This is a genomic window from Mesorhizobium waitakense, assembly GCF_056431085.1.
This window is the reverse complement of sequence record NZ_JBWKME010000171.1, coordinates 54,915-76,625: the sequence shown is the minus strand read 5'-3', so window position 1 is coordinate 76,625 and position 21,711 is coordinate 54,915. Positions and strand designations below refer to the sequence as shown.

General features: G+C 63.7%; 22 protein-coding genes. 2 read left to right on the top strand and 20 right to left on the bottom strand.

All coding sequences use genetic code 11. The features are described from left to right. Nucleotides 1-5 precede the first annotated feature (5 nt). The 3 genes from plsX to AC07FD_RS32025 all read right to left on the bottom strand — a co-directional run bounded on the left by plsX (nt 6) and on the right by AC07FD_RS32025 (nt 2,284). A complete protein-coding gene (plsX, locus tag AC07FD_RS32035; RefSeq protein WP_478353091.1) occupies nt 6-1,076 on the bottom strand; it encodes a phosphate acyltransferase PlsX in 1,071 nt (356 codons plus the stop codon). Nucleotides 1,077-1,189: 113 nt separating this feature from the next. Then, a complete protein-coding gene (locus AC07FD_RS32030) occupies nt 1,190-1,738 on the bottom strand; it encodes a YceD family protein (RefSeq protein ID WP_478353090.1) in 549 nt (182 codons plus the stop codon). Between the two features lie 3 nt (nt 1,739-1,741). Further along, entirely contained in the window at nt 1,742-2,284 is a 543-nt protein-coding gene (locus AC07FD_RS32025) for a ubiquinol-cytochrome C chaperone family protein (protein ID WP_478353105.1), read from the bottom strand. A gap of 114 nt (nt 2,285-2,398) precedes the next feature. Between AC07FD_RS32025 and AC07FD_RS32020 the strand changes: the two genes are divergently transcribed. Next, nucleotides 2,399-2,914 (top strand): outer membrane protein assembly factor BamE, encoded by a 516-nt coding sequence (locus AC07FD_RS32020; protein ID WP_478353089.1) that lies wholly within the window; start codon nt 2,399-2,401, stop codon nt 2,912-2,914. A 217-nt stretch (nt 2,915-3,131) separates the two neighbouring features. Here AC07FD_RS32020 and AC07FD_RS32015 read toward each other — a convergent pair whose 3' ends face one another. From AC07FD_RS32015 to AC07FD_RS31945, 15 genes are all read right to left on the bottom strand, one after another. Beyond that, on the bottom strand, nt 3,132-5,273 hold the full coding sequence (locus AC07FD_RS32015; RefSeq protein WP_095081313.1) for a sodium-translocating pyrophosphatase: 2,142 nt from the start codon (nt 5,271-5,273) through the stop codon (nt 3,132-3,134). A 239-nt stretch (nt 5,274-5,512) separates the two neighbouring features. Further along, the gene (locus tag AC07FD_RS32010) at nt 5,513-6,262 is read right to left on the bottom strand and encodes an ABC transporter permease (protein WP_478353088.1); all 750 of its coding nucleotides are present in this window, start codon (nt 6,260-6,262) and stop codon (nt 5,513-5,515) included. Beyond that, nucleotides 6,259-7,197: an ABC transporter ATP-binding protein gene (locus AC07FD_RS32005; protein ID WP_478353087.1), complete on the bottom strand. Its 939-nt coding sequence runs from the start codon at nt 7,195-7,197 to the stop codon at nt 6,259-6,261. Before AC07FD_RS32005 ends, AC07FD_RS32010 begins: the two co-directional genes overlap by 4 nt. After that, a complete protein-coding gene (locus AC07FD_RS32000; RefSeq protein WP_478353086.1) occupies nt 7,194-8,357 on the bottom strand; it encodes an ABC transporter permease in 1,164 nt (387 codons plus the stop codon). The genes AC07FD_RS32005 and AC07FD_RS32000 overlap by 4 nt, the downstream gene beginning before the upstream one ends. Nucleotides 8,358-8,412: 55 nt before the next feature. Then, nucleotides 8,413-9,324: a glycine betaine ABC transporter substrate-binding protein OsmF gene (gene osmF, locus AC07FD_RS31995; RefSeq protein WP_478353085.1), complete on the bottom strand. Its 912-nt coding sequence runs from the start codon at nt 9,322-9,324 to the stop codon at nt 8,413-8,415. A gap of 175 nt (nt 9,325-9,499) precedes the next feature. After that, a complete protein-coding gene (locus tag AC07FD_RS31990) occupies nt 9,500-10,717 on the bottom strand; it encodes an MFS transporter (RefSeq protein WP_478353084.1) in 1,218 nt (405 codons plus the stop codon). Beyond that, nucleotides 10,714-11,214, bottom strand: coding sequence for a transcription antitermination factor NusB (gene nusB / locus AC07FD_RS31985; protein WP_095081158.1), 501 nt, complete (start codon nt 11,212-11,214; stop codon nt 10,714-10,716). The genes AC07FD_RS31990 and nusB overlap by 4 nt, the downstream gene beginning before the upstream one ends. A 5-nt stretch (nt 11,215-11,219) precedes the next feature. Then, the gene (locus AC07FD_RS31980) at nt 11,220-11,675 is read right to left on the bottom strand and encodes a 6,7-dimethyl-8-ribityllumazine synthase (RefSeq protein ID WP_477418508.1); all 456 of its coding nucleotides are present in this window, start codon (nt 11,673-11,675) and stop codon (nt 11,220-11,222) included. Between the two features lie 112 nt (nt 11,676-11,787). Beyond that, nucleotides 11,788-12,405, bottom strand: a complete 618-nt coding sequence (locus AC07FD_RS31975) for a riboflavin synthase (protein WP_095081155.1) — start codon at nt 12,403-12,405, stop codon at nt 11,788-11,790. Nucleotides 12,406-12,470: 65 nt separating this feature from the next. Further along, nucleotides 12,471-13,589, bottom strand: coding sequence for a bifunctional diaminohydroxyphosphoribosylaminopyrimidine deaminase/5-amino-6-(5-phosphoribosylamino)uracil reductase RibD (ribD, locus tag AC07FD_RS31970; protein ID WP_478353083.1), 1,119 nt, complete (start codon nt 13,587-13,589; stop codon nt 12,471-12,473). 2 nt (nt 13,590-13,591) lie between these two features. Then, nucleotides 13,592-14,071, bottom strand: coding sequence for a transcriptional regulator NrdR (gene nrdR / locus AC07FD_RS31965; RefSeq protein ID WP_111545742.1), 480 nt, complete (start codon nt 14,069-14,071; stop codon nt 13,592-13,594). 160 nt (nt 14,072-14,231) lie between these two features. Beyond that, the gene (locus tag AC07FD_RS31960) at nt 14,232-14,870 is read right to left on the bottom strand and encodes a hypothetical protein (protein ID WP_478353082.1); all 639 of its coding nucleotides are present in this window, start codon (nt 14,868-14,870) and stop codon (nt 14,232-14,234) included. Nucleotides 14,871-14,942: 72 nt separating this feature from the next. Further along, nucleotides 14,943-16,256 carry a serine hydroxymethyltransferase gene (gene glyA / locus AC07FD_RS31955; protein ID WP_477228844.1) on the bottom strand — a complete coding sequence of 438 codons (1,314 nt, stop codon included), beginning with the start codon at nt 16,254-16,256 and terminating at the stop codon, nt 14,943-14,945. Nucleotides 16,257-16,580: 324 nt separating this feature from the next. After that, nucleotides 16,581-18,080 (bottom strand): Na+/H+ antiporter, encoded by a 1,500-nt coding sequence (locus AC07FD_RS31950; protein WP_478353081.1) that lies wholly within the window; start codon nt 18,078-18,080, stop codon nt 16,581-16,583. 141 nt (nt 18,081-18,221) lie between these two features. Next, nucleotides 18,222-19,475, bottom strand: a complete 1,254-nt coding sequence (locus AC07FD_RS31945) for a L,D-transpeptidase family protein (RefSeq protein WP_478353080.1) — start codon at nt 19,473-19,475, stop codon at nt 18,222-18,224. Between the two features lie 373 nt (nt 19,476-19,848). Here AC07FD_RS31945 and AC07FD_RS31940 point away from each other — a divergent pair, with 373 nt between their 5' ends. Next, nucleotides 19,849-20,382 (top strand): hypothetical protein, encoded by a 534-nt coding sequence (locus AC07FD_RS31940; RefSeq protein ID WP_478353079.1) that lies wholly within the window; start codon nt 19,849-19,851, stop codon nt 20,380-20,382. Between the two features lie 28 nt (nt 20,383-20,410). Here AC07FD_RS31940 and AC07FD_RS31935 read toward each other — a convergent pair whose 3' ends face one another. Together AC07FD_RS31935 and ldtR are read right to left on the bottom strand one after the other, a co-directional pair. Beyond that, complete coding sequence (locus tag AC07FD_RS31935) at nt 20,411-20,812, bottom strand: hypothetical protein (protein WP_478353078.1); 402 nt, start codon at nt 20,810-20,812, stop codon at nt 20,411-20,413. A 187-nt stretch (nt 20,813-20,999) separates the two neighbouring features. Beyond that, a complete protein-coding gene (gene ldtR, locus AC07FD_RS31930; RefSeq protein WP_013896002.1) occupies nt 21,000-21,515 on the bottom strand; it encodes a transcriptional regulator LdtR in 516 nt (171 codons plus the stop codon). Nucleotides 21,516-21,711: the final 196 nt, after the last annotated feature.

Sequence of the window (21,711 nt, the reverse complement as noted above, 5' to 3'; positions counted from 1 at the left end):
CTTTCCTATTCCTTTGCGTCGATTACGACGTCGGATTTCCTGGATGTCTGAGTATGCGGATTGCGCGCATGAAACAGATCCAGATCCGCCTCGATGCGGTCGAGCAGATTGTTGCGAACCATATCGTAGGCCAGTTCGATCGCCGCAGCGAAACCATCCGAATCGGCTCCGCCGTGGCTCTTCACAACGATCCCGTTCAGCCCCAGGAAAACGCCACCATTCGAGCGCCCCACATCCATCTTTTCACGCAAGCGGTTGAAGGCGCCCTTGGCGAAGACGTAGCCGATCCTGGCCATCAGGGTGCGGCTCATCGCGGCGCGCAGATAGCCCGCTATCTGGCGCGCCGTTCCTTCCGCCGTCTTCAGGGCGATATTGCCGGCGAAGCCCTCCGTCACCACAACGTCGACCGTGCCCTTGCCGATATCGTCGCCTTCGACAAAGCCATGATAACTCATCGAGGCCATGTTGGCCTCGCGCAGCATGCGCCCCGCTTCCTTGACTTCTTCCTGGCCCTTGATCTCCTCGACACCGACATTGAGCAGGCCAACCGTCGGTCGCGTGATGCCGAAGACAGAGCGCGCCATGCCGGTGCCGAGAATGGCGAAATCAATAAGCTGATGGGCGTCGGCACCGATGGTGGCGCCGACGTCGAGCACCACGCTTTCGCCCCGCGTCGTCGGCCAAAGCGCTGCAATCGCCGGCCGTTCGATGGTGGCCATGGTGCGCAGGCAGAATTTCGACATCGCCATCAGCGCACCGGTATTGCCGGCGGAGACACAGGCGTCCGCGGACGCTGCCTTGACCGCTTCGACAGCCTTCCACATCGACGACTTCCAGCGGCCGTGGCGCAGCGCCTGGCTAGGCTTGTCGTCCATCCTGACCGCGATCTCGCAGTGGAAGAACTCACTGATCTCGGCCAGCTTCGGGAATTTGGCCAGTTCAGGGCGCACCACCTCTTCACGTCCAAAGATGACGAAGCGGATGTCGGGACGGCGGGTCGCGACCGTCATGAGCGCCGGAATGACCACGGCTGGTCCGTGATCGCCGCCCATGGCATCGATGGAAATCCTGATCACGCGGTATTCATCTCATGGTTAGGCGGCAGGTCGCTTTAGTAGTCGCGAAGGTTCGGCGAAAATAGCGGTTTTGGGCTGCCGCACAACCGACTTTTCCGTCGCGGGCGTGGTTTTCAGGATTTTCCCAGCAAGGATCGCAGTTTTTGCTGAAATTCATTCTCCGCCGGTTCGCTCTCGCCGCCGGCATCCAGAGACGCGCCCTGCTTGCGCGGATATGGGTCGATCGCCAGTCCGAAGAACTGTTCGGCGAGCGCCCCGACATCGATCGTGTCGCCGGAAAATGTTTCGGGACCGTCCGGTCCGTCCGCGTCGAGCAGGATCTCGCCGCCGTCATCGAAACCCTGCCGTCCGAGCTTGGAGTCCTCGGGCAGCAACAGCGCTTCGACCGGCTCGTCGATATGCGCTTCGACAGGATCGAGCGTGACGATGCAGGCCTGGGTGATGTCGGCTTCGACGCGACCACTGACCTTCACGCCATTGCGCTTCCATGACGTCACCAGAAGCTCGGCGCGATAGGCTTCGACCGAAAGCAGCCCGTGCTCCTCGGCCAGCGCCGCGCGCTGCGCGGCGTCGGCCTCGATCACCACCGGCAACCCCTTCTGCGGCAGACGGGCAATGTTCGCGCGGAACGATACCGGGCTTTGCGGGTCAATGTGTTTCATCGATCAACCTCCGTTGGCGACGGGAAACGCCACCGTGCCGGAGACAATCGATTCGGATGGCTGGGCGGCCAGCTGATCGCGGGCGTCGGTGACATAATTGGCCAGCAGCGACGCTTCCGGCCAGGCGCCGGTGTCGGGCCGGACATTGCGAGCAAGGGCCGCGGTGAGCCCGTCATGGTCGTTTCTTTCCAGGGCATCGTCGTAGGCGGCGGTTCGGCCATAGAACATTTTTGCCAGCTTTTTCATGCGTTTGGGCACGCCGACATCGCCAATACCCAATTCCCGCAGCGAATGATCTACATCGAGGAAGAACTCGTCGATCAGCACCTGCGCAACCTCTTGCGCCACGCCGTCCTCGCCGCGCAACCGGTGCTGGAACAGGAACATGTGCAGCGACACCATCTCGAAGCGGCCAAGCGGCGTATCGGGCACATTCCAATGGGAATAAAACACAGTCTGCCGCGCCGCCGCCACGATTTGTGCGTAAAGCGCCTCGGTGATAGCGCGGTTGGCATGGCGTTCGCGGCCAAAAAAGCGCTGGAACATTGGGGATGGTCTCCCGGGGACCGTTTGTTGAAGTGGCCTTGTTGCATCGGCCTGCAAGCTGGTTTACCGGTTTTGCGGCCCAGCGCAAGTTGCGGCCAGCTAATGGAGTTGTTGTTGCGCGCGCTGAATTTCAAGTCGACCTTCTCGTCCCGGCCCGCCGGTGCGATCTCGCTGCTGGTAATTGTTTCGGCTCTGTCCGCCTGCCACACCTCCAAGATGATCGGTGACCTCAGCCCGAGTGAAACCCTCACCCAGGGCTACGTTATCGACCAGCAGGCGATCGACCTGGTGCCGGTCGGCTCGAGCCGCGAGCAGGTGCTTCTGGCGCTCGGCACGCCATCGACGACGGCAACCTTCGACAACGAGGCGTTCTATTACATTTCGCAGACGCGCAAGCGCTACGTCGCCTTCGACAAGCCGCACCTGATTGACCAGCATGTGCTGGCGGTCTATTTCGGCCCCGACAGTCGCGTCACCCAGATCGCCAATTACGGCTTGAAGGACGGCAAGGTGTTCGACTTCGTCTCGCGCACCACGCCGACCGGCGGCAAGGACCAGAACTTCCTCAGCCAGATCATCAACGGCGCCAGCAAGCTGGCCCCAGGCGTCCCAGGCGGCGGCACTCCCTGATCTCAGACCTGCCTTCCCCCTTGGGGAGAGCAGCACCATCTCAGGCGACCAAAAACCCGCGGGAGCGATCCTGCGGGTTTTTGTTATGAGGGATCAGTGGGGCAAGGCTTGCAGCTAGGGCCTCGCCAATGGGACGAACTGAAGGGCGGCCGGTCATCGCCGCAGCAAAAAACCCGCGGGGATCGCTCCCCGCGGGTTTTGTCTTGGGGCTAGTCGCTTAGCCGTGCGCGAGCACGGCCAGCAGCAGCAACGCGACGATGTTGGTGATCTTGATCGCCGGGTTGACGGCCGGACCGGCGGTGTCCTTGTAGGGATCCCCGACCGTGTCGCCGGTCACCGAAGCCTTGTGCGCTTCGGAACCCTTGAGGTGCTTGACGCCGTCCTTGTCGACAAAGCCGTCTTCGAAGGACTTCTTGGCATTGTCCCAGGCGCCGCCGCCTGAGGTCATCGAGATGGCGACGAAGAGGCCGTTGACGATGACGCCGAGCAGCGAGGCGCCGAGGGCGGCAAAGGCGGACGCCTTCGAGCCCGAGATCAGCAGCACGCCGAAATAGACGACCAGCGGCGCCAGCACCGGCAGCAGCGACGGGATGATCATCTCGCGGATCGCCGCCTTGGTCAGCAGATCGACCGCGCGAGCATAGTTCGGCTTCGACGTACCGGCCATGATGCCCGGATCCTCGCGGAACTGCTTGCGCACCTCCTCGACGATGGCGCCGGCCGCACGGCCGACGGCCGTCATGGCGATGCCGCCGAACAGATACGGGATCAGGCCGCCGAAGATCAGGCCGGCAACGACGTAGGGGTTGGAGAGATCGAAGGAGATCTCGCCCATGCCCTGGAAGTACGGATATTTGTCGCCATTGGCGGCAAAGAACTTCAGGTCGTTCGAGTAGGCGGCAAACAGCACCAGCGCGCCGAGACCGGCCGAACCGATGGCGTAGCCCTTGGTCACCGCCTTGGTGGTGTTGCCGACCGCGTCGAGTGCGTCGGTGGAGTGGCGCACTTCCTTGGGCAAGCCGGCCATTTCGGCAATACCGCCGGCATTGTCGGTGACCGGGCCGAAGGCGTCGAGCGCAACGATCATGCCGGCGAGGCCGAGCATCGTCGTGACCGCGATCGCCGTGCCGTAGAGGCCGGCGAGCTGATAGGTCGAGATGATGCCGGCGACGATGACGATCGCTGGCAGCGCCGTCGATTCCAGCGAGACCGCAAGGCCCTGGATGACGTTGGTGCCGTGACCGGTCACCGACGCCTGGGCGATGGAGTTGACCGGGCGCTTGTTGGTGCCGGTGTAGTATTCGGTGATCACCACGATCAGACCGGTCACCACGAGGCCGACCAGGCCGCAGATGAACAGGTTCTTGCCGGTGATGGCCATGCCAGCAACCACGCCGATCTCGCCCCAGCCCAGGGTAACCGAAGTGGCGACGCCGAGGCCGACGATGGACAACAGGCCGGTGACGATCAGGCCCTTGTAGAGTGCGCCCATGATCGAGCCGTTGGAGCCGAGCTTGACGAAGAAGGTGCCGACGATCGAGGTCAGGATGCAGGCGCCGCAGATGGCGAGCGGATAGAGCATCGCCGCCCCCAGAACGGCGGTGCCGCCGAAGAAGATGGCACCGAGGACCATGGTGGCGACGACGGTCACCGCATAGGTCTCGAACAGGTCGGCGGCCATACCGGCGCAGTCGCCGACATTGTCGCCGACATTGTCGGCGATGGTGGCCGGGTTGCGCGGATCGTCTTCGGGAATGCCGGCTTCGACCTTGCCGACCAGATCGCCGCCGACGTCGGCGCCCTTGGTGAAGATACCGCCGCCGAGACGGGCGAAGATCGAGATCAGCGAAGCGCCGAAACCGAGCGAAACCAGCGAGTCGATGACGATGCGGTCATTGGGCTGAAGACCCATGAAGTGGGTGAGGATGAGGTAGTAGATCGACACGCCAAGCAGGGCCAGGCCTGCGACCAGCATGCCGGTGATGGCGCCCGATTTGAAAGCGATGTCGAGACCGGCGGCGAGGCTGTTGGAGGCCGCCTGCGCGGTGCGCACATTGGCCCGCACCGAAACGTGCATGCCGATGAAGCCGGCGGCGCCCGACAGGACGGCGCCGATCAGGAAGCCAACCGCGGCGGTGATGGAAAGCAGCCACCAGGCGAGTATGAGCACGACGACGCCGACGAGGGCGATGGTGGTGTACTGGCGCGCCAGATAGGCCTGCGCGCCCTCGCGGATGGCCGCGGAGATTTCCTGCATGCGTGCATTGCCCTGATCGGCCGCGAGGACCGAACGTGTTGCCCAGATGGCGTAGAGGACAGAAAGCAGACCGCAGGCGATGACGGCGGAAATAATTGTCATTGCCGGATTTTCCTCGATTGATGGCCCAAAAGAACCCCTCCCTGGGCCGTTGAGACAAAGACCGGACCCCGTGCACGGAATCCGCCTCTTCGCAGCGGTGTATGCGAAACAGGGCTGCGAACGTCAAGATATTGTTCGGTTTTTGCCCGGCTTTCGCCCAAAAGGCATAGGGCCACGAGACCGCGGCCATCGGCATTGTCCTATTAGATCGATTGAAATCGATCTCGACGGGCACTTGGCTACTCGACTTCGCGGCCCATGCGGCGCGCCGTGTAGCGTTCGACCGCCGAAAGACCGTCATAGATCAGCACGGCAAGGGCTGCCACGATCAGGCCGCCCTGCAGGATGAAGGCAAGGTTGTTGGACAACAGGCCAGCGATGATGACCTCGCCCAGCGTCTTGGCGGCAACGGTCGAGCCGATGGTGGCGGTGGCAAGGCTGATCACCACCGACAGCCTAATGCCGCCAAGGATGATCGGGGCGCTGAGCGGCAGTTCGACCTTGGTGAGCCTTTGCCAACCGGTCATGCCGGCGCCGCGCGCCGCCTCCATGACATTGGCCGGCAATGTCGTCAGGCCGGTCAGCGCATTCTCGAAGATCGGCAGCAGGCCGTAGAGAAACAGCGCGATCAGCGTCGGTTTTTCGCCGAAGCCGACCGCCGGCACAGCGAGCGCCAACACCGCCACCGGCGGAAAGGTCTGGCCGATGTTGACCAGGCTGCGCGACAGCGGCAGAAACTCGGCGCCGGCCGGCCTCGTGACCAGGATGGCCAATGCGACAGCGACGATGGTCGCGGCCACTGTGGCGATCAGCACGATGCGCAAATGCAGCAATGTCAGCGTCAGCAAGCTGCCCTGATTGTAGATCACCGGCGCATTGTTCTCAGTCAGCGGCTTCAGCAGCGGTTCGAACCAGCCGGGATTGGTGACGAAGGCAACGAGCAGCACCACCAAAGCCAGCCTGAGCAGCGATGGAAGCCAGGCTTTCATGCCGGCCTCGCGGCACGCTTGACCAGGCCGTCGACGGTGACGCGGCCAAGCGGCTTGCCGTCGGCGCCTTTGACCGGCAGCGCCGGCCGGCCCGACCACAACAATTCGGCCAGCGCATCGCGCTGGCTGGCGTCGCCCGGGATCGCCTCGCCTTCGGCGCTGCCCTTCTCCACGGCGTCGCGCACGCGGCCGAGCGAAAGCAACCGAAACGGCCTTTCGCTGGCGCCGACCAGGGTCTCGACGAAGGAACTGGCCGGATTTGCCAGGATCTCGGCGGGCTTAGCGTATTGCACAAGCTTGCCGGCATCCATGACGGCGATCTTGTCGCCCATGTGGACGGCCTCTTCCATATCGTGGGTGACGAGGATGATTGTGGTACCGAAGCGTTTCTGGATCGCCAGCAGATCTTCCTGCGCCTTGGTGCGGATGATCGGGTCGAGCGCGCCGAACGGTTCGTCCATCAACAGCACGTTGGGCTCGGCGGCAAGCGCGCGGGCGACGCCGACGCGCTGCTGCTGGCCGCCGGACAGTTCGTGCGGGTAGCGCGGCCCGAAGGCTTCGGGATCGAGTTGGTAGAGCGTCATCAACTCGTCGACGCGGGCGTTGATGCGGGCCTTGTCCCAGCCGAGCAGCACCGGCACTGTGGCGATATTCTGCGCCACCGTGCGATGCGGAAACAGGCCGTGGCCCTGGATGGCGTAGCCGATGCTGCGGCGCAGTTCGTAACCGGGCAGCGAGCGATTGTCCGCGCCATCGAGCTTGATGACGCCAGCCGTCGGCTCGACCAGCCGGTTGATCATGCGCAGCAGCGTCGTCTTGCCGGAACCCGACGTGCCGACAATGACGCAAACCGTGCGCGGTTCGATGACCATCGAAACGTCATCGACGACCGTTGTCGCGTCGTAGCGCTTGGTAATGCCTTCGATCTCGATCATGCCGTTTCAACCCTGCGCTTGCTGGCGGTCATTTCGATCACTGCGTCGAGGATGATGGCGGCGGCAAAGGCGAGTGCGACCGTCGGCACGGCGCCGAGCAGCACCAGATCCATCGCCGTCTGGCCAACTCCCTGGAAAACGAACACGCCGAAACCACCGCCACCGATCAGCGCGGCGATGGTGGCGAGGCCGATGTTCTGCACCAGAACGATGCGGATGCCGGTGAGGATCACCGGAAATGCGAGCGGAAACTCGACGCCGAACAGGCGCTGCCGGTCGGTCATGCCCATGCCGCGCGCCGCGTCGTTGGCGGCGCGCGGCACGCCGGCGAGCCCGACCACGGTGTTGGCCACCACCGGCAGCAGCGAATAGAGGAACAGAGCGACGAACGCCGGTGCCGTGCCGATGCCGCGAATGCCGAGCGCGGCGGCTCCCGGCACGTGCGTGGCGACCCAGCCGAGTGGTGCGATAAGCAGGCCGAACAGTGCGATCGAGGGAATGGTCTGGATGATGTTGAGCACGTTGAGGACGCCGCCGCGCAGCCTTTCGACGCGATGGCAGAGGATACCCAGCGGCAGGCCGACGATCACAGCCGCAGCCAGCGAGCCGAGCGCCAGCGTCACATGCTTGGAGCCTTCGGCCCAAAAACTGTCGGCGCGGTTGGCGTATTCCTTGAGGATCGACAGATTGTCCCAGCTTCCCGAAATCAAGAGAAGGCCGATCGCCAAGGCCGCCACGACAAGCACGCCGACCCGTGCCAATGGCGACAGGTTCAGCCGTGTCAGCACATCGGCCAGCAGAAGCGTGAAGGCGAAGATCAGTATCCAGAAACCGGAGGCAGGCGACACTCTCGCAAAGGTGTTGCCGGCGGGCGTGAGAAATGTGCCTGCGACGCCGATCAGCAGCGCCAGCGCGGCAAGCACCACCACGCTTGCGGCAAGGCGCAGGACAAGCGGTGTCTTGAACAGCGCGACAAGTGCGGCGGCGACAATGACGGCGAGCAGCAGCGTCCCGGTTGTTGCCGGCAGCGCCTCGAGAATCGAGCGTGCCTGACCGGGAACGATGCGGTTGGCGCGGAACGTGGCAAAGGGCGCGGCGAAAGCCGCGTAAGCTGCGATCGCGGCGATGACCACGCCGAGCTTGTCGAACCGGATCTGCACGCCCTCCCCCGTCAGTCGATCCGGCGCGCCACGGATACGGCGCGCCGGAATCGTCCTACTTCAGGAAGCCGTTCTTTTTCAAAAAGTCCTCGGCCACGCCCTTGACCGGCTCACCGCCGACCTGCACGCGACCGTTCAGCTCTTGCAGCGTGACGAGGTCGAGTTTAGCGAAGACCGGCTTCAGCAGCGTTTCGATCTCGGGATGTTCCTTCAGCACCTTTTCGCGGATGATCGGCGCCGGCTGGTAGACCGGCTGCACGCCCTTGTCGTCCTCGAGCACGACCAGGCCGGACGGTGCGATGCCGCCATCGGTGCCGTAGACCATGGCGGCATTCGCCCCGCTGGTCTGATTGGCGGCGGCTGCGATGGTTGCCGCCGTGTCGCCACCGGAGAGTGTGATCAGCTGGTCCGGCTTCAGCGTGAAACCATACGTGGTCTGGAAGGCCGGCAGTGCGGCCGCCGAATTGACGAACTCGGCGGATGCCGCCAGCACCACGTGGCCGCCGCCCGTGACATACTTGCCGAAGTCGGTGAGCGTGGCGAGCTTGTTGGTCTCGGCGACCTCCTTGCGCAGCGCGATCGCCCAGGTGTTGTTGGCAGGCGACGGCGACAGCCAGACGATCTTGTTGGCGTCGTAGTCGAGCTTCTTGGCCGTCTCGTAGGCCTTGGCGGCATCCTTCCAGACCGGGTCGTCGGCCTTCTCGAAGAAGAAGGCGGCGTTGCCGGTGTATTCGGGATAGATGTCGATCTCGCCGGCGGTGATCGCCTTGCGGACCACCGGCGTGCCGCCGAGCTGGATACGGTCAGTGGTCTTGATGTTGTTGGCGTTGAGAACGAGCTGGATGATGTTGCCGAGCACACCGCCCTCGGTGTCGATCTTCGAGGAGACAACGACCTGGGCACTGGCGGAAACCGCCGTGATGCCGAGCGCCAATGCCGCGCTGGCCAGAACCTTGACTGAAAACATTGTGAAATCCCTTGCTGTGAACCGGAATGCGGCGGCCGCATATGAGCATGGCTTCAACGGCCAGTCGGGGCACACGGTTTCATAACATCTGGCACAGACGCAATAATTTTGTTCGGGCGCTGTGTATTCGACCGACACCATGCTGACAGGGCGTGTCAGGCAGGCGGCGACCGGGTCAGGCGTCGGCTTTGCGCCGTCCCGTCAGCTTGAGCGCGCCGAGGGCGACGAAGCACAGAACGGTGACAGGGAAGACCATCCAGTTAAGCATGGTCCAGCCCCAGGCGTTGTAAACCATGCCCGACATCAGCGACGCGCAAGCGACAGAGCCGAACAGCACGAAGTCGTGGAAGCCCTGGACCTTGCCCTTTTCCGACGGCCGGTAGCTGGCCGCCACCATCGCGGTGGCGCCGATGAAGCTGAAATTCCAGCCAAGGCCGAGCAGGATCAGCGACGTCCAGAATTGCCAAAGCGCCAGGCCCGACAGAGCGACAGTGGCGCAGCCGATGAGCAGGACCAGCCCGGTGGCGACGATCCGTTCGGCGCCGAAGCGATGGATCAGCGAGCCGGTGAAGAAGCTCGGCGCAAACATCGCCATGACGTGCCATGAAATGCCAAGCGTCGCATCGTCCTCCGACAGGCCGCAACCAACCATCGCCAGCGGCGCGCCAGTCATCACGAAGCTCATCAGCGCATAGCTGCCGACGGCGCAGAACAGCGCCGCGACGAAGCGCGGGTGGGTGACGATTTCGACCAATGGTCTGGCGTCGCTGTCGGCGATCTCCACCTTGCCTGACACCTTCGCCGGCAAGCGCAGGAACGACAGGATGATGGCGCCAACGGCCGCCAGCGGCAGGATGGCGGCGAACGAACCGGCAAACATCACCGGCGCAAAAGATTCACGGGTGAAGATGACGATCTGCGGCCCGAGGACGGCGGTGACGATGCCGCCGGCCAGCACGAAGGAGATGGCGCGCGCCTTGAACTGCGGCGGCGCATTGTCGGCGGCGGCAAATCGGAACTGCTGGACGAAGGCGCCACCGACGCCGATCACCAACAGGCCGAAGGCGAACAGCCAGAAGCTGCCGTGGAAAAGCGCTGCTGTGGCGACCAGCCCGCCAAGCGCAGTGACGATCGTGCCGGTCATGAAGCCGCCGCGCTGGCCCATCGCGCGGATGATGGCCGCTGCCGGCAGCGCGCCGAGCGCCACGCCGATATTGAATCCGGTGATCGGCGCCGTTGCCAGCGACTTGTCGGGACCAAGCAGATATTGCCCGGCCAGCCCTCCCATGGAGATGGCGATGGGGGCAGCAGAACCGATGATCGCCTGCGAGGCGGCGAGGATCAAAGCGGTGCGACGCGCGTCCCTGCCTGCCTCGATGGCGATTGCCGTCATGATGCGTCCTTGCCGCGCCCCTCGCCACGCACCCGGCGAGACACACGGTCAAGCACGGCGTTGACCAGCTTGGGCTCGTCTTCCTCGTAGAAAGCCTTGGCGATATCGACATATTCGGAGACGATGACCGCGACAGGGACATCCTCACGCTTCATCAGCTCATAGACGCCGGCACGCAGAATGGCGCGCAACGTCGAATCGAGCCTCGACAGCGGCCAGTCCTCGGTCAGCGCCTGGCGGATGATCGGATCGACGGTCTTCTGGTTCTCGACGACGCCGGCCAGGATGGCGCGAAACCATTGTGCGTCGGCCTCGCGGTAGAGCGCGCCGTCGACTTCCTTACCGAGACGAAAGGCCTCGTATTCGGCGGTGATCTCGAAGACGCCGCTGCCGGCGACATCCATCTGATAGAGCGCCTGCACGGCGGCCAGCCGGGCGGCGCCGCGCTTGTTGGCCTGGCGTACCGGTGGTCGGTCGTTGTCTCCGGATTGCGTCACGCCGGTCAGGCTCCGAGCCGTTTCTTGACGGCGATCATGGTCAGCGCAGCACGGGCGGCAAAGCCACCCTTGTCGCCTTCCGTGCGCCGGGCGCGCGTCCAGGCCTGTTCGTCGTTTTCGGTGGTCAGTATGCCGTTGCCGATGCAGATCGATTCCTGCACCGACATATCCATCAGGGCGCGTGCGGATTCATTGGCGACGATATCGAAATGATGCGTCTCGCCGCGGATGACGGTGCCAAGCGCGACAAAGCCGTCATAGTCGGTGCCCTCACCCTCGGCGGCATCGAGCGCGAAGGAGATCACGGCCGGAATTTCCAGCGCGCCCGGCACGGTGACGACATCGTACTTGGCGCCGGCTTCGTCGAGCGTAGCCTTGGCGCCTTCGAGCAGCGCGTCCGCCAGATCATCATAGAAGCGGGCTTCGATGATCAGCAGCTTGAGTTTCTTGTTCCTGGGCATTTTGCGTCACGTCTCCGGCGGAGCCGGTGACTTAGGCCGAAGCCCGTTTGATCGCAAGCAGAAGATGTTGCACGTGCCCAGTTTGCCGCGGAAGTCCGTCCGACTGTGACCGTCAAAGCCCCTCTTTTGCGGCCTCCACCAGGCGCGCCGCGTAGCGGGCCATGGTGTCGATCTCGAGATTGACGCGGTCGCCAACCCTGCGCTCGCCCCAGGTGGTCACGGTCAGCGAGTGGTGGATCAAAAGCACGTCGAAGCGCGTGCCTTCCACCTTGTTGACGGTGAGCGAGGTGCCGTCGAGCGCGACCGAGCCTTTCGGTGCAATGAACTTCGCCAGATCGCGCGGTGCTTCGAGGGTAAAACGCACCGCGTCCCCCTCATCCCTGCGCTCGATGATCTCGGCCATGCCGTCGACATGGCCCGAAACGATGTGACCACCAAGTTCGTCGCCAATCTTCAGCGCCCGCTCCAGATTGATCCGCGTGCCCGACTTCCAATTCGTCGCCGTCGTCAGCCTGAGCGCCTCTTCCCAGGCCTCGACCTCGAACCAGCGCGCGTTCGTGCCGCTGTCGGGCAAGGCCGTGACCGTCAGGCAGACACCGCCGCAGGAGATCGAGGCGCCGATGGCGATGGTTTCGGGATCATACGCGGTGTCGATGCGCAGCCCCACCCCCTCCCTTAGCGGCTTGACGGTCGCGACGGTGCCGACATCGGTGACAATTCCAGTAAACATCGGTGATCCTTCCGTTTGACCATGATCCTGTCCGAAAACCGGGTCCCACTTTTCGGGATCATGGTCTAAATATCTCTGATCCACTCGGCGTAGCTGTCTTCGCCGAAACGCATGTCGCGAAGCTTGCGAAATCCTGCCGGGATATGGTCGGCATCGATGGGCGATGCAATGCCGTCGGCGCCGATCGCTTCCGGTCCCTGGAACAGCACGATGCGATCGACCAGTTCCTCGGCCAGGAAGGCGCTCGCAACCTTGGCGCCGCCCTCGACCAGAACACTGGCCATGCCGAGCGCGGCCAGATCCTCGAGCAGTTCCGGCAGCGCAACGCCGCCCTCATGCGTTTCGGTGCCGATGAAGCGCACCCCGGCGCGCTCCAGCATGGTCCGCCGCAGCGGATCGGCCTCCAGGCAGGCGGCGACGTAAAGCGGCACCCGGTCCACGCCCGAAACCAGCTTCGAGGTCTCCGGCAACCTGATCTGCCGGTCGAGTACAATGCGCGCCGGCGACCGGTTCTCCAGCCCCGGCAAGCGCACCGTCAATGCCGGGTCATCCTCAAGGGCGGTGCCGATGCCGACCAATATGCCGTCGGCCTCGGCCCGCATCAGATACACTTCGCGACGGGCGACATCGCCGGTGATCGACACTTGCCCTTGGCCTTCCCTACCGATCTTGCCATCGCTGGAAAGCGCAAGCTTGAGAATCACTTCGGGGCGTTTTTTCAACGACCTGATCAAATAGCCGGCCATCTGTTCGGCTGCTTCCGCCGCCAACACCTTCTCGACCACTTCGATCCCGGCGGCGCGCAGGATCGCGTAGCCCTGGCCGGACACGCGCGGATCGGGATCGCTGGCGGCGCCGACGACGCGCGCGACACCCGCGTTGACCAGCGCGTTGGCACAGGGCGGCGTGCGGCCATGATGGGCGCAAGGTTCCAGCGTGACATAGGCGGTGGCGCCGCGCGCCAGCGCGCCGGCCTCGGCCAGCGCCTCGGTCTCGGCATGCGGGCGGCCGCCGACAGCGGTGACGCCGGTGCCGACGATCATCGGGCCGTCGCCGTCGTCGCGCACGATCAGCGTGCCCACGGATGGGTTGGTCGCGGTGCGCCCGGCATGCTTGCGCGAAAGGCGGAGCGCCGCTGCCATGAAACGGCGATCAAGGCCGGCCTGTCTGTCGCTTGCAGTCATGCTCAGCTGGCGTCCTCTTCGCCCTTGATTTCGTCCCCCTTGAGCTCGCCGAGCAATTCGTGGAAATCCTTGGCCTCGCGAAAATTGCGGTAGACCGAGGCGAAGCGGACATAGGCGACATCGTCGAGCGACTTCAGCGCGTCCATGACCAGCCGGCCGACCTCGCCGGAGGCCACTTCGGTCTCGCCGGAGCTTTCGAGCTGGCGTACGATGCCGGTTACCGCGCGGTCGATCCGCTCGGGATCGACATTGCGCTTGCGAACGGCGATCTCCACCGAGCGCAGCAGCTTGTCGCGGTCGAACGGCACTTTGCGACCGGATTTCTTGACCACGACGAGGTCGCGCAACTGCACGCGCTCGAAGGTGGTGAAGCGGCCGCCGCAATCGGGGCAAACGCGCCGCCTGCGGATCGCGGCGCCATCCTCGGCGGGGCGCGAATCCTTCACCTGCGTATCTTCTGACTGGCAATAGGGACAGCGCATGGAGAAGCCTTTGGTTGGCGAATCTGGTGAAGCGAAAAGGCTTAGAGGTTTTTGCAACGATGGCAAAGCAGCCCCTCGCCCCTCAGAGCCGCTCGCCCTGAGAGATAGCGAGCTGCAAGCAAGATTGCCAGCGCCGCCAGGCAGCCGGACAGCGATGCCGTCAGGGGGCGACGTCGGTGGTCGCAAACCCGCATGATGCGCCGAGGCTGCGATAGGCCTTGGTGAAGCCGTCCATGGCTATGCTTCCAACCGGCGCGTCGCCAAAGGACACATCGAGCACCGATGCGCGGCGCATGACGCGCAAGAGCGCCAGGCTGGTCTTGGCCTGATTGTCCACGGTCCAGCTGAGCCGGCCGCCCACGGTGGCGTCGGAATGGAGCTTGGCGGCGACGTGGCCCTTGTCATCGCCAAAGGTTACCGCGACCGACTTGCCCGTTGGCAGCGCCGTGTTGTCGACCGCAATGGTCACGGACGGGTAGGCAGTCGGCGGCAGCGCATCGCCGTTCGTGATGATTAGCGTCAGAGTGCCGCTTTCGCCGCGGGCGCCGATAAAGGCGGTCGAGGTTGCACAGGTCTTGCGGATATCCTCGCCGGTATCGACCTCGTCGACCAGGGTCGACCATCTGCCGAAGGTTTCAAGCTTGGGCGCCGCCGGGGCGGGTGCCGCGGGTGCGGTCTGGGCGGGTGCCGGTTGCGCAGGCGCGGTTTGCGCCGAGGCGATGCCGGAGAGCGGCAAGGCAATCAAGGCTGCCAGGGCGCCGGCGATGGCAAGGTCGGCGAGACGGACAATTCGCATCATCAAGGCTCCTGTCGCAGCCTTGCCGCGACGACGCTTGTCCGTCGCGGCAAGGTGGTGAGACCTCCTATCTCGTCAGCCGAGATAGGGATAGAGCGGAAAGCGGTCGGTCAGCGCCACAACCTTGGCCTTGACCGCCGCTTCGACAGCGGCATTGCCCTCGTCGGAATTGGCGACCTTGAGACCATCCAGCACTTCGGCGATCAGCTTGCCGATTTCGCGGAACTCGGCCTGGCCGAAGCCGCGCGTTGTGCCCGCCGGGGTGCCGAGGCGCACGCCCGAGGTGACGAAAGGCTTTTCCGGGTCGAACGGAATGCCGTTCTTGTTGCAGGTGATGTTGGCGCGGCCGAGCGCTGCCTCCGCGCGCTTGCCGGTGGCGTTCTTGGGACGCAGGTCGACCAGCATCAGATGGTTGTCGGTGCCGCCGGAGACGATATCTAGGCCGGTTTCCTTGAGGCTGGAGGCGAGCGCCTTGGCGTTGGCGGCGACGCTCTCGGCATAGACCTTGAAGCTCGGCTTCAGGGCTTCGCCGAAGGCCACCGCCTTGGCGGCGATGACATGCATCAGCGGGCCACCCTGCAGGCCGGGGAACACGGCAGAATTCATCTTCTTGGCGATGTCCTCGTCGTTGCACAGGATCATGCCGCCGCGCGGGCCGCGCAGCGACTTGTGCGTGGTGGTGGTCACCACATGGGCATGCGGCAGCGGCGACGGATGCACGCCTCCGGCGACGAGACCGGCGATGTGCGCCATGTCGACCATCAGATAGGCGCCAACCGCGTCGGCGATCTCGCGAAAACGCTTCCAGTCCCAGACACGCGAATAGGCGGTGCCACCGGCCAGGATCAGCTTCGGCTTGGTCTCATGGGCGGTCTTCTCGATGGCGTCCATGTCGAGCAAATGGTCGTCCTGGCGCACGCCATAGGACACGACCTTGAACCATTTGCCGCTCATGTTGACCGGCGAACCGTGGGTCAGGTGGCCACCCGAATTGAGGTCGAGGCCCATGAAGGTGTCGCCGGGTTGCAAGAGCGCCAGGAACACCGCCTGGTTCATCTGGCTGCCGGAATTCGGCTGGACGTTGGCGAAGTTGCAGCCGAACAGCTTTTTGGCCCGCTCGATGGCAAGTTCCTCGGCGACGTCGACGAACTGGCAGCCGCCATAGTAGCGCTTGCCCGGATAACCTTCGGCGTACTTGTTGGTCATGATCGAGCCCTGCGCCTCGAGCACGGCGCGCGAGACGATGTTTTCAGAGGCGATCAGTTCGATCTCGTGGCGCTGGCGACCGAGTTCGTTGCGGATGGCGCCGAAAATCTCCGGGTCGGCATCTTCCAGCGTGGTTTCGAAGAAGGATTCAAATTTGTTCGACACTGCCGCTGCTGATGCCATGGCCTGAAATCCTTGGGTTCGGGGGCAATTTTGATTTATGCATGTCGTTGTCCCAAAACCGCTGCACACTTTTGGGCGACATGCATTCGCCGCGCCATTAACACAGTTGTTTTCGCCCCGCCACGTTTGCGGCGCGAAATTTGCTGGCCGGTTTGCGCCAGCGAGGCAACGAGCGTGCTATTTTCACGCCTGCCGTCCCTTCAGCAAGGCCTCGGTAAGCGTGATCTCGGTGAACAGCGCCCGCGCCGCATGGTCGTTGATCTCGCCGCTGCGCAGCATGGCGCGCACGGCGCCGCGCTCGGCCTCGATGCCGGCGAGCCTGAGCTAGAGTTCCAGCCGGCCGGCCTCCCGCGCTTCGGCCCGCGCCTCGTCGGCTTCGTCGGAAGCGGCGATACGGCGACGATAGGCTGCGACAATCCCATCGGCCGCGGCAAGCCGGGCGCCGGGCACCTCGCCTCCTTCTTCGGTATCGGTTGCGGCGAGTAACTCGATGCGGGCGATTGCCGCCTTGGCCGCACCGACACGTGCCAGGCGCTCCTCCGCGGCACCGGCATCCTCACCCGGTTCGACCAGCCCGCTGGCGATCGTCGGCAAGGCGAGACTGGCGAAGACCAGCGAGCAGATGATGACACCAGCGGCGAGGAAGATGACGAGGTCGCGCGCCGGAAACGGCGACCCGTCCGGCATGGCGAGCGGCAGCGACAGGATGCCGGCCAGCGTGATCGCGCCGCGCACGCCGGCCACCGACCCGGCGAGCCGCACGCGCAGGCCGAACGGCTCAGCCTTGCGCTTGCCCAGACGCGCCGCGATGCCAGCCGCGATTTCGCCGATCCAGATCCACAGGAAGCGCAGGGCGATCAGGCACAGCGTCAGTGTGATGACGGTCGCGACCGGCTGGATGATCGGGTGCATGCTCATGAGTTCCGGCGGCACATGGCGGATGATGTCGGGAAGCTGCAGCCCGAGCACGATGAAGAGAGCGCCGTTGAAAACGAAGGAAAGCGTCTTGCATAGCGACATCGTCTGCATGCGGGCCGAGACGCCGAGGAAACGAAACACTCCGGAACCGCCGGTGAGCAGGCCGGCGGTGACCGCCGCGAGGATGCCGGACGCTCCGATGTGCTCGGCGCCGAGGTAGGCGATGAACGGCAGCAGGATCATCACCAGCACCTGCGCCTCGGCCGGCACGCCGCCGATGCGGTTGAGCAATTTGAGCACTTCGGCGGCGACGAACAACGCCGCCACGCCGATCAGGATGCCGGCGGCGACGGCATAGAGAAAATTCAGCGATGCGGCGGCCAAGGAAAAGCTGCCGGTCTGCGCCGCCGCCACGGCGAAGCGGAACATGACCAGGCCGGAAGCGTCGTTGAGCAACGACTCGCCTTCCAGAATGTGCATCAGCCGCGCCGGAACCTGGTTCCTGTCGACGATCGAGGACACCGCCACTGCGTCGGTCGGCGACAGCACCGCGGCGAGCGCGAAAGCGACGACCAGCGGGATGCTCGGCACCAGCCAGTGCAAGGCATAGCCGAAGCCGACGATGGTGAAGAACACCAGCCCGATGGCGAGATCCAGGATCGGTCCGCGCAGCGCAATCAATTCACGCTTCGGCGCACCATAGGCATCGCCGAACAGCAGCGGCGGAATGAACACCAGCAGGAACAGTTCCGGATCGATCTCGACGTGGATGCCGCGCACCGGCCAGGCGAGTGCGGCACCTATGGCGATCTGCAGCACCGGCAACGGCACCCGCACCAGACGCACCAGTGCGCCGGAAACGGCGACGAATACGAGCACAACCAGAATGAAGACGGCGACATCCATGGTCCGGTTCCAGACTTGTCCGCCGACCATGCGCAAAGCCGGTCGATCCGTCCAGCCGCCCTCCCGCGAAAAGCGCAGGCAATCCGAGCAACGAAAAGGCCGCCCTTTCCGGCGGCCCCTTCTGGTAAAAAAAACAGTTAGTTAAAGCGAAGAGGTGATCTGCAGCTCGTTGGCACCGTCTAGCGCGTAGACGTCGTCGCGGAACTGCACGACGCCCGGGCCTGTCGACCAGGCCGAGAGATAGAGGAAATGCACCGGCACCGGATTGGTAACCTGGACCGGCGTGTTTTCGCCGGTCTTGATCGCCGCCTCGAAATGCTGGCGGTCCCAGCCGGGCGTGTCGCGCAGGATCCAGGTGACGAGATCGCGCACATTCTGCACGCGCACGCAGCCCGAGGAATCGAAACGCATCATCTTGCCGAACAGGCTCTGCTGCGGCGTGTCGTGCATGTACACGCCGTCCGGGCTCGGGAAATTGATCTTCACCGACGCCATGGCGTTGCCCGCGCCGGGATCCTGGCGGAAGCGATACTTGGCGGCGTCGTCGGTCGACCAGTCGACATTGAGCGGGTCGACCTCGCTGCCGTCCGGAGCGAACAGCCGGATATGGCTGTCCTTCAGATAGTTGGGATCCTTCCGCATCAGCGGAATGATGTCCTTGCGGACGATCGAGACCGGCGCGTTCCAGTACGGATTGACGATGATCTCGTTGATCTTGGAATTGACGATCGGCGTCTGGCGATCGATCTTGCCGACGATCGCGGTGTGGCGAAGCACGACGCGGTCATTCTCGACGGCTTCGATCTGCGCCGCCGGAATGTCGACCAGCACGTAGCGGCTGCCAAGCGTGCCAGCCTTCTCCTTCAGCCGCTGCAGGTTGGTCTGCAGCTGGCCAAGCCGGATCTGCGCCGAAACGTTTATCGCCAAGTAGGTGTATTTGCCCATGGAGCCGTCTGCGGGCAGGCCGTGACGCAATTGGAAGCGCTTGACCGCCGAGTCCACATAGGAATCGAAGGCCGTCGAAATGCCGGCGCTTTGCGACAGGTCGCCAGAGACCATCAGCCGCTTGCGCAACGGCACGACATCGGGATCATCGACGCCGAGCTGCAGCTTCTTGGTCGCGGGCACCTCTACCCAGCCGCCCTGGCTGACGATGTTCTGGTATTGCGCCACCGCCTGCTCGGTAAAGGCGACGGTCTGCGGGCTGAAGATCGGCAGCGTCGAGGCCACCTTGCCGCCCTCGCTGGCGCGGGCGTCGAACTGGTCGTCCCAATTGCCGCGCGCCGAGGATTTCAGGATATCACCGATGACATCCTGCGCATTGGCGCCGCCGGCGACCATCGCGGCTGCGAGCGCGGAGGCTCCGGAAAGGAAAAAGCGGCGGCTGGTTCTCATGGACGTTCCAGACATTCTTGTAGCGTTCGATCTGCTGCATTCGGTTTTCAGGGCGATGTTGCCCGCACTCTAAAGTTGGCAATCTTAACAATTAGCCAACCATGTCCGTATCGGTTCGGCCACAAACGCTCGAGACACGATACGGGTTCCGGGTGAACGCACGGCCTTCACCACAGCATCACCGGCATCCTCGGTTCCATTTGAATATGGCGGCAACGTGGCCTCGGCCCGCGATTTGCGTCGCACGACGCAGCGAAATGAAAAGCCCGTGCTTTTTCGGCACCGATCCGCGGTCGCCGGCCGCGATATCGACCGGTTACCACGAGCCCTTGATGCTACACTGACAAGCTAGTCCAACGCGAGGAACGAGACCATGCCTGGTGTCCTTTCAGTCGTCGCGGCCTTCGCCTTGGCCGCAGGTCCGAACGGCAGCACCCCGACGCCGGAGGAAACGGTTGCCTATTTCGTGCATGGCCTGGAACAGGGCGCGATCCCCAAATACGGGCAGCAGACCGACGAACCGCTGAAGCAGGTGTCCCGATCGCCGGCGGTCTTCACCAGCACTGGCCCGAACGAGGTCGGCGACAGAACCGAAACGCTGAGGTTCATCGTCACTCGGCTGGATGGTTGCACCTTTAGAGCCGAACAGCAGTTCGAGGAGGACGGCGCAATCTACTACCGCCTGAGCTACGAACTGCGGCTTGGCGGTGTGACCGGCCTGTCGTTCGACAATCCGCCGGCAACCATCGCGCTGAAGGGGCTGGTGAAGACATGCACGACTGACACCGAGGGCAGCTGCGACCTGACGCGGGAGCCCGAAGCAATCGGCCCGTTTTTCGGCGAGGCCGGCCAGGCCGAACAGGCGCTTGCCTATTTCCACGAGGAATTCTGCCCGCTGAAGCCGTGATCCTATCTGGGCTGACTATCTCACGATTTCAGTGCGGATTTTCAACATTTGGGGCCGGACTTGGCTGCGCCCTCAATTCCGAACATCTTTGCAACACCTCATGCTGGGGATAGCGCAGAACCTTGTTATCCTCCAGTTTGAGCAACAGTTCCCGCCTCTTGTCTGTGCTTTCACCATCCGTACACGACATGTCCAGGATGACGACATCCAGGCGGTTGATCTTCTGAATTTTGTCCAACGTGCAGCCGACCTCCCACATCTCGACTGCCTTGTCGGTAAACGTCACGATCGAGTCATTGTTGTCGCATGGGGCGCTGCCTTCCGAGGCGAAAGAATCCTTCCACCACTCCTCGGCAAAAGCCGTTTGCGGGACCAACAAAAGCACTGCGGCAACCGAGCAGATCTTCGAGCGTTTTCCCATACCCATCATGCACCCCTCCGGGCCGTGACATTAGGCACTGCTGCGGCGAAAGCAAACCTGGCGGAATAGTGTCGACCTGGCGGCTGGGCTTCTGAATCAGGAAAAGAAAAGGGCCGATGCCTTTCGGCACCGGCCTTGACCAGAGGTCGACATTTCGGCCGCGCTTCTGTGGCGCGGGCCAGATCCGATGCCCGGCTTACATCCGGTAGGCGATGGTGTCGTTCCAGAAGCGGTCGAGCCGCTGCAGCGCACGGTTCATCTGCTTGAACTCGTCGGTGTTGATGCCGCCGACCTGCTCGATCGAGCCGACATGGCGCTCATAAAGACCGGCGACGACGTCCGCCACCTCGTTGCCCTTCGGCGTCAGCGAGACGCGGACCGAGCGGCGGTCGATGCGCGAGCGCTGGTGGTTGATGAAGCCGAGATCGACCAGCTTCTTCAGATTGTAGGAGACGTTGGAGCCGAGATAGTAGCCGCGCGAACGCAGTTCCCCGGCGGTCAGTTCCGAATTGCCGATGTTGAACAGCAGCAGCGCCTGGATGGCATTGATGTCGGAGCGGCCGTTGCGGTCGAACTCGTCCTTGATCACGTCAAGCAGGCGGCGGTGCAGCCGCTCTACAAGCTGCAGCGATTCCATGTACAGCGAGCGGATAGCCTCGCGGCGGTCGTCGGATACGTTGGCGGTCTTCGCCGCCGGACGCGAATTGATCATTGTCTTTGCCTCTCGTTTGTCGCCCTGGTGATTTTTTGTTTTTCACCTTGATCGCGACACTATCGAATACTCATAAAATTCGACTTAAACGCTAGGGCTAACAAGAGCTTACCGGTAAGAGGTTTCGAAAGAGGCTTAACGAACGGTCTCCCGAGCAAGGATAATTAACCTAAAGATTTAGCCAACAATTGCGGGG

Excerpts from the sequence above, each read along its gene's own strand:
- AC07FD_RS32025 (WP_478353105.1), bottom strand. The coding sequence starts at position 2,284 with ATGTTCCAGCGCTTTTTTGGCCGCGAACGCCATGCCAACCGCGCTATC.
- AC07FD_RS31975 (WP_095081155.1), bottom strand. The coding sequence starts at position 12,405 with ATGTTTACTGGAATTGTCACCGATGTCGGCACCGTCGCGACCGTCAAG.
- AC07FD_RS31990 (WP_478353084.1), bottom strand. The coding sequence starts at position 10,717 with ATGACGGCAATCGCCATCGAGGCAGGCAGGGACGCGCGTCGCACCGCT.
- AC07FD_RS31950 (WP_478353081.1), bottom strand. The coding sequence starts at position 18,080 with ATGGATGTCGCCGTCTTCATTCTGGTTGTGCTCGTATTCGTCGCCGTT.
- AC07FD_RS31960 (WP_478353082.1), bottom strand. The coding sequence starts at position 14,870 with ATGATGCGAATTGTCCGTCTCGCCGACCTTGCCATCGCCGGCGCCCTG.
- ldtR (WP_013896002.1), bottom strand. The coding sequence starts at position 21,515 with ATGATCAATTCGCGTCCGGCGGCGAAGACCGCCAACGTATCCGACGAC.
- AC07FD_RS32015 (WP_095081313.1), bottom strand. The coding sequence starts at position 5,273 with ATGACAATTATTTCCGCCGTCATCGCCTGCGGTCTGCTTTCTGTCCTC.
- AC07FD_RS31940 (WP_478353079.1), top strand. The coding sequence starts at position 19,849 with ATGCCTGGTGTCCTTTCAGTCGTCGCGGCCTTCGCCTTGGCCGCAGGT.
- AC07FD_RS32030 (WP_478353090.1), bottom strand. The coding sequence starts at position 1,738 with ATGAAACACATTGACCCGCAAAGCCCGGTATCGTTCCGCGCGAACATT.
- AC07FD_RS32010 (WP_478353088.1), bottom strand. The coding sequence starts at position 6,262 with ATGAAAGCCTGGCTTCCATCGCTGCTCAGGCTGGCTTTGGTGGTGCTG.
- glyA (WP_477228844.1), bottom strand. The coding sequence starts at position 16,256 with ATGGCATCAGCAGCGGCAGTGTCGAACAAATTTGAATCCTTCTTCGAA.
- AC07FD_RS31980 (WP_477418508.1), bottom strand. The coding sequence starts at position 11,675 with ATGCCCAGGAACAAGAAACTCAAGCTGCTGATCATCGAAGCCCGCTTC.
- AC07FD_RS32005 (WP_478353087.1), bottom strand. The coding sequence starts at position 7,197 with ATGATCGAGATCGAAGGCATTACCAAGCGCTACGACGCGACAACGGTC.
- nrdR (WP_111545742.1), bottom strand. The coding sequence starts at position 14,071 with ATGCGCTGTCCCTATTGCCAGTCAGAAGATACGCAGGTGAAGGATTCG.
- AC07FD_RS31945 (WP_478353080.1), bottom strand. The coding sequence starts at position 19,475 with ATGAGAACCAGCCGCCGCTTTTTCCTTTCCGGAGCCTCCGCGCTCGCA.
- ribD (WP_478353083.1), bottom strand. The coding sequence starts at position 13,589 with ATGACTGCAAGCGACAGACAGGCCGGCCTTGATCGCCGTTTCATGGCA.
- osmF (WP_478353085.1), bottom strand. The coding sequence starts at position 9,324 with ATGTTTTCAGTCAAGGTTCTGGCCAGCGCGGCATTGGCGCTCGGCATC.
- AC07FD_RS31935 (WP_478353078.1), bottom strand. The coding sequence starts at position 20,812 with ATGATGGGTATGGGAAAACGCTCGAAGATCTGCTCGGTTGCCGCAGTG.